Origin of the sequence: Streptomyces recifensis, from assembly GCF_002154615.1 — a bacterium.
In the GTDB taxonomy this organism is placed as follows: Bacteria; Actinomycetota; Actinomycetes; order Streptomycetales; family Streptomycetaceae; genus Streptomyces; species Streptomyces griseoluteus.
In genome coordinates this window covers 1-4,687 of the sequence record NZ_MUNH01000751.1, presented here as the reverse complement: position 1 = coordinate 4,687, position 4,687 = coordinate 1, and the positions used below count along the sequence as shown (strand labels likewise).

At 72.6% G+C, this 4,687-nt stretch carries 6 protein-coding genes and 1 pseudogene; 5 read left to right on the top strand and 2 right to left on the bottom strand.

Annotated features, from left to right (window positions below):
- The first annotated feature begins 44 nt into the window (after nucleotides 1-44).
- The 3 genes from CCN33_RS29275 to CCN33_RS29265 all read left to right on the top strand — a co-directional run bounded on the left by CCN33_RS29275 (nucleotide 45) and on the right by CCN33_RS29265 (nucleotide 2,328).
- Nucleotides 45-488, top strand: coding sequence for a DUF5304 domain-containing protein (locus tag CCN33_RS29275; RefSeq protein WP_086696375.1), 444 nt, complete (start codon nucleotides 45-47; stop codon nucleotides 486-488).
- 67 nt (nucleotides 489-555) lie between these two features.
- The gene (locus tag CCN33_RS29270; RefSeq protein ID WP_031179915.1) at nucleotides 556-1,509 is read left to right on the top strand and encodes an ROK family glucokinase; all 954 of its coding nucleotides are present in this window, start codon (nucleotides 556-558) and stop codon (nucleotides 1,507-1,509) included.
- Nucleotides 1,510-1,575: 66 nt separating this feature from the next.
- Nucleotides 1,576-2,328, top strand: a complete 753-nt coding sequence (locus CCN33_RS29265; RefSeq protein ID WP_086696374.1) for an endonuclease/exonuclease/phosphatase family protein — start codon at nucleotides 1,576-1,578, stop codon at nucleotides 2,326-2,328.
- A gap of 6 nt (nucleotides 2,329-2,334) precedes the next feature.
- On the opposite strand, the gene CCN33_RS29260 is transcribed toward CCN33_RS29265, so the two are convergent.
- Together CCN33_RS29260 and CCN33_RS29255 are read right to left on the bottom strand one after the other, a co-directional pair.
- Nucleotides 2,335-2,928 carry a hypothetical protein gene (locus tag CCN33_RS29260; RefSeq protein ID WP_086696373.1) on the bottom strand — a complete coding sequence of 198 codons (594 nt, stop codon included), beginning with the start codon at nucleotides 2,926-2,928 and terminating at the stop codon, nucleotides 2,335-2,337.
- Nucleotides 2,921-3,700 (bottom strand): alpha/beta hydrolase, encoded by a 780-nt coding sequence (locus tag CCN33_RS29255; RefSeq protein WP_086696372.1) that lies wholly within the window; start codon nucleotides 3,698-3,700, stop codon nucleotides 2,921-2,923. Before CCN33_RS29255 ends, CCN33_RS29260 begins: the two co-directional genes overlap by 8 nt.
- A 172-nt stretch (nucleotides 3,701-3,872) precedes the next feature.
- On the opposite strand from CCN33_RS29255, the pseudogene CCN33_RS29250 reads away from it, so the two are divergent.
- Together CCN33_RS29250 and CCN33_RS33370 are read left to right on the top strand one after the other, a co-directional pair.
- Nucleotides 3,873-4,584 (top strand): annotated as a pseudogene (locus tag CCN33_RS29250) (lysophospholipid acyltransferase family protein).
- A gap of 30 nt (nucleotides 4,585-4,614) precedes the next feature.
- The coding region (locus tag CCN33_RS33370) for a DUF5931 domain-containing protein (RefSeq protein WP_244173977.1) at nucleotides 4,615-4,687 on the top strand (73 nt) is incomplete at its 3' end.

Sequence of the window (4,687 nt, the reverse complement as noted above, 5' to 3'; positions counted from 1 at the left end):
CACCCCAGCCCCCCGAGGAGCCCCAGGCTCCTGAAGCCCCGCGCATGGGCGACGCCGACGCCTGGGCCACCGCCACCGCCGAGGACCTGGCCGCCGAGAAGGCACGCCGCCGGGGCACCAGCCCGCCGCCGCCCGGCACGGCCGCCGAGGAACTGCGCCGGCTGATGGACTCCGTGGCCGACAGGCTCTCCGGCCTGCAGTCCCCGCTGCTCGGCGCGGTCGCCGGACCCGCCGCGCAGCAGGCGGTGCGCCAGATGGTCCAGCAGGCCAAGGCCGCCGTCGAGCCGGTCGTCGAGCGCAACCCCCAGGTCTTCGACCACCTCGCGGCCGCCGGGAGCGAGCTGCTCGCCGCCTACCGCTCGGCCGTCCAGGCGCAGGAACGGCGGTGGACCACCGGTCCCACCCCGCCCCCGGACGAGGAACCGCCGGCCGGCCGCCGCGACCCAGGTGAGGGCACCGGACCGGGCGAGCGCATCGACCTGGACTGACGGTCTGCCCCCGTGGGGCCTCGGGTACCGTTGGCCTTAGCGGGGCTCGACCGGAACTGAGGGATTCATGGGACTCACCATCGGCGTCGACATCGGCGGCACCAAGATCGCGGCCGGCGTGGTCGACGAGGAAGGCAACATCCTCTCGACCTTCAAGGTGCCGACCCCCAGCACGCCCGAGGCCATCGTGGACGCCATCGCCTCGGCCGTGGAGGGCGCGCGTGCCGGACACGACATCGTCGGCGTGGGCATCGGTGCGGCCGGCTACGTGAACCGGCAGCGCTCGACCGTGTACTTCGCGCCCAACATCGACTGGCGCCAGGAGCCGCTCAAGGAGAAGGTCGAGGCCCGCGTGGGTCTCCCGGTCGTCGTGGAGAACGACGCCAACGCGGCCGCGTGGGGCGAGTACAAGTTCGGCGCGGGCAAGGGCCACCGCAACGTCATCTGCATCACGCTCGGCACCGGCCTGGGCGGCGGCATCATCATCGGCAACAAGCTGCGCCGGGGGCACTTCGGCGTGGCCGCCGAGTTCGGCCACATCCGGATGGTCCCGGACGGCCTGGCGTGCGGCTGCGGCTCGCAGGGCTGCTGGGAGCAGTACGCCTCCGGCCGCGCCCTGGTCCGCTACGCCAAGCAGCGCGCCAACGCCACCCCGGAGAACGCCGAGATCCTGCTGGGCCTCGGCGACGGCACCCCCGACGGCATCGAGGGCAAGCACATCTCGGTGGCCGCCCGCCAGGGCGACCCGGTGGCCGTGGACTCCTACCGCGAGCTGGCCCGCTGGGCGGGCGCCGGCCTCGCGGACCTGGCCTCGCTGTTCGACCCCTCCGCCTTCATCGTGGGCGGCGGCCTCTCGGACGAGGGCGAACTGGTCCTCGACCCGATCCGCAAGTCCTACAAGCGCTGGCTGGTGGGCGGCAACTGGCGCCCGGTCGCCGACGTCATCGCCGCCCAGCTCGGCAACAAGGCGGGTCTGGTCGGCGCGGCGGACCTGGCAAGGGAGCCGGACCCGGTCATGTAGACCGGCCGAGTGCACCGACTTCAGGGGCGCGGGGAATGATCCCCGCGCCCCGAGTAGGTTGATCACATGCCAACCCCGTTCCCCAACTCCCGTACGGAGTCAGACGGTTCCGCAGTCATCAGGGTTCTCAGCTACAACGTCCGCTCCCTGAGGGACGACCCGGAAGCCCTGGCAAGGGTCGTCGACGCCTGCGCCCCCGACGTCCTCCTCCTCCAGGAAGCCCCCCGCTTCTTCCGCTGGCGCAAGAAGCTGGCCCGGCTCGCCAAGGCCACCGGCCTCGTCTACCTCACCGGCGGAGCCCCCGCCGCCGGCCCGGCGATCCTCTGCTCCCTGCGGGCCACGGTCGAGAGCACCGGGGACAGCCTGCTGCCGCTCACCCCCGGCCAGCACCGAAGGGGCCTCGCCACCGCGGTCGTCCGCTTCGGCAAGGCCCGCGTGGGACTCGTCTCCTGCCACCTCGGCCTCCAGAAGGCCGAGCGCCGCACGCACAGCGGCCTGCTCCTGGCCCGCCTGGGCGAACTGGGCGTGGACCACGCGGTGATCGGCGGCGACATCAACGAGGGCCCCACCGGCCCCGCCTTCACCCTGCTCGCCGAAGCCCTCCAGGACGCCGCGACCGTCGCTCCCCGGGGCGGCACGGACACCTTCCCCGCCACGGCGCCCGCCCGCCGCATCGACGCCGTCCTCGCCACCCGGGGCATCGAGGTCCTCGCCTGCGGAGTCCCCACCGACCTCCCCGGCGTCACCGGAAGCGACCTGAGGGCGGCCACGGACCACCTTCCGGTCCTGGCCGCCCTCAGAATCCCGGCGAGCGTCTAGCAAGGCTCAGACGACGGCCCCCCGACCGGGGTCGTCGTCGCCGTCGTCGTCCGTACGCATGCGTGCCACCAGGGTGACGAACCCGCCGAGGAAGCCGCCGATGGCGAGCGTCGTCAGCCACCAGGTCATCTCCCAGCCCAGCAGCACCGCGAGCAGCAGCAGAACCGGCCCGCCGGCCACCCCGAGCCAGGCGAACTTGGCGGTGGTGTCCGCGACGGGCAGCGGGGGCGGCTCGGGCGGTACGAAGTGACCCTCGTCATCGTCGTCGTCACCGGAGTCCCCGGCGGTGTCGGAGGGCTCGGCCGGGGTGTGGTCGCGCGGACCGACACCGGGTGCGAAGGTGACCGAGCCGCCCAGCGGCCGTACCGGCGCGGGCTTCTCGTCGGTGCCGTCCGACTCCGACTCCGACTTCGACTCCGGTTCCGGGTCCTTCTCCAGCAGCGCGAGGTCCTCGATGGAGCGGAAGGGCTTCGAGCCGGGCGGGTCCGGCGGCTCGTCGCCGTACCCCGCGACGATGGCACGCCAGGCGGCGTCCTCGTCGAAGGGCCTGCCGTGCTCGTCCGGCTCGCGGCCCTCGCGGTCGGAGTCGTGCTCAGCCAACGGGGGCCGTCCCTTCCTTGCCGACACGGGGAGCGAGCCGGTCGACGAAGGCGAGACTCTCCTCGACGATCCGGTCCGCGTCATGGTCCAACGTCGCCACGTGGTAGCTCTGTTCCAGCACGCTCTCGGTTACGTCCGTGGAGGACACCCGGCTCAGCACCCGCGCCGAGTCGGCCGCCGGGACCACGTGGTCCACCGCGCTGCGCAGCAGCAGCAACGGCTGCGTGACCTGCGGCAGCTCACCGTCCAGCACGCGCAGGAAGCGGCGCAGGGAGTGGGCCGCGTGCAGCGGGACCCGGTCGTAGCCCAGCTCGGTGGTGGCGCCCTTGGCGATGTCGCTGGCGATGCCCTTGGTGGAGGGCACCAGGTGGCGGACGACGGGCAGGGCGTGGGCGGCGAGTCCGTGCACCCGGTTCGCCGGGTTGACGACGACCACTCCGGCGACGCGCTCACCGTGCTTGGCGGCCAGCCGTAGCGCCAGCGCGCCACCCATGGAAAGTCCCGCGACGAACACCCGCTCGCAGCGCTCGGAGAGCTGCCACAGCTCACGGTCGACGTGCGCGTACCAGTCCTCCCAGCCGGTGGCCCGCAGGTCCTCCCAGCGGGTGCCGTGACCGGGCAGCAGGGGCAGCGACACCGACAGGCCGTGCGCGGCGAGGTGCTCCGCCCAGGGGCGCAGCGACTGGGGCGAGCCGGTGAAACCGTGGCAGAGGAGAACCCCCACCTCCCCGCCGTCGTGGCGGTACGGCTCGGCTCCGGGAAGGACCGGCACCTTTGGGGCTCCTGTTCCGGTATGTGGATCTCTGGGGAGTGCGGTACTGGCGGATGTGCTTCACCGTACGCGACCGCGTCGCCACCGACCAGGGTCGTCGGCGCCATCGGCGGCGGTCCGGGTTAAGGTCTGTGCGACGGAAACGGGAGGCACGTGGGTGTTGTACGGCACGATGAAGGTTGCCATCGGAGGGCCGCTGAAGGTCGCCTTCAGACCGTGGGTCGAGGGGCTGGAGAACATCCCGGCCGAGGGGCCCGCCATTCTGGCGAGCAATCACCTGTCCTTCTCGGACTCGTTCTTCCTGCCCACGATGCTGGACCGCAAGGTCACCTTCATCGCCAAGGCCGAGTACTTCACCACCCCCGGGCTCAAGGGGCGGCTGACGGCCGCCTTCTTCAAGGGCGTCGGGCAGCTCCCCGTCGACCGCTCCGGCGCGCGCGGTGCGGGCGAGGCCGCGATCAAGAGCGGCATAGAGGTGCTGGAGCGCGGTGAGCTCTTCGGCATCTACCCCGAGGGCACCCGCTCGCCCGACGGGCGTCTCTACCGGGGCAAGCCCGGCGGCCTGGCCCGCGTGGCGCTGGCCACCGGCGCGCCGGTGATCCNNCACCGAGAAGATCCAGCCCCCCGGCAAGGTGATGCCGAAGCTGATGCGGCCCGGCATCCGGATCGGCAAGCCGCTGGACTTCAGCCGCTACCACGGCATGGACCACGACCGGTTCGTGCTGCGGGCGGTGACGGACGAGGTCATGTACGAGATCATGAAGCTCTCGGGCCAGGAGTACGTCGACATCTACGCGACCGCCGCCAAGCGGCAGATCGCGGAGGCGGCGAAGGCGGCGAAGGAAGCCGGCAAGGCCGAGAAGGCGGAGAAGACCGGGGCCTAGCGACCCGGCTCGGGGGAGGCGGGGGGCGCCATGGCCAGGGGCGAACAGGTCATGCGGATGTCGGTCGAGCTGCCGCTGTGGCGCGCGCTCACCGGCTACCGCG

Excerpts from the sequence above, each read along its gene's own strand:
- CCN33_RS29270 (WP_031179915.1), top strand. The coding sequence starts at position 556 with ATGGGACTCACCATCGGCGTCGACATCGGCGGCACCAAGATCGCGGCC.
- CCN33_RS29265 (WP_086696374.1), top strand. The coding sequence starts at position 1,576 with ATGCCAACCCCGTTCCCCAACTCCCGTACGGAGTCAGACGGTTCCGCA.
- CCN33_RS29275 (WP_086696375.1), top strand. The coding sequence starts at position 45 with ATGGGCGACGCCGACGCCTGGGCCACCGCCACCGCCGAGGACCTGGCC.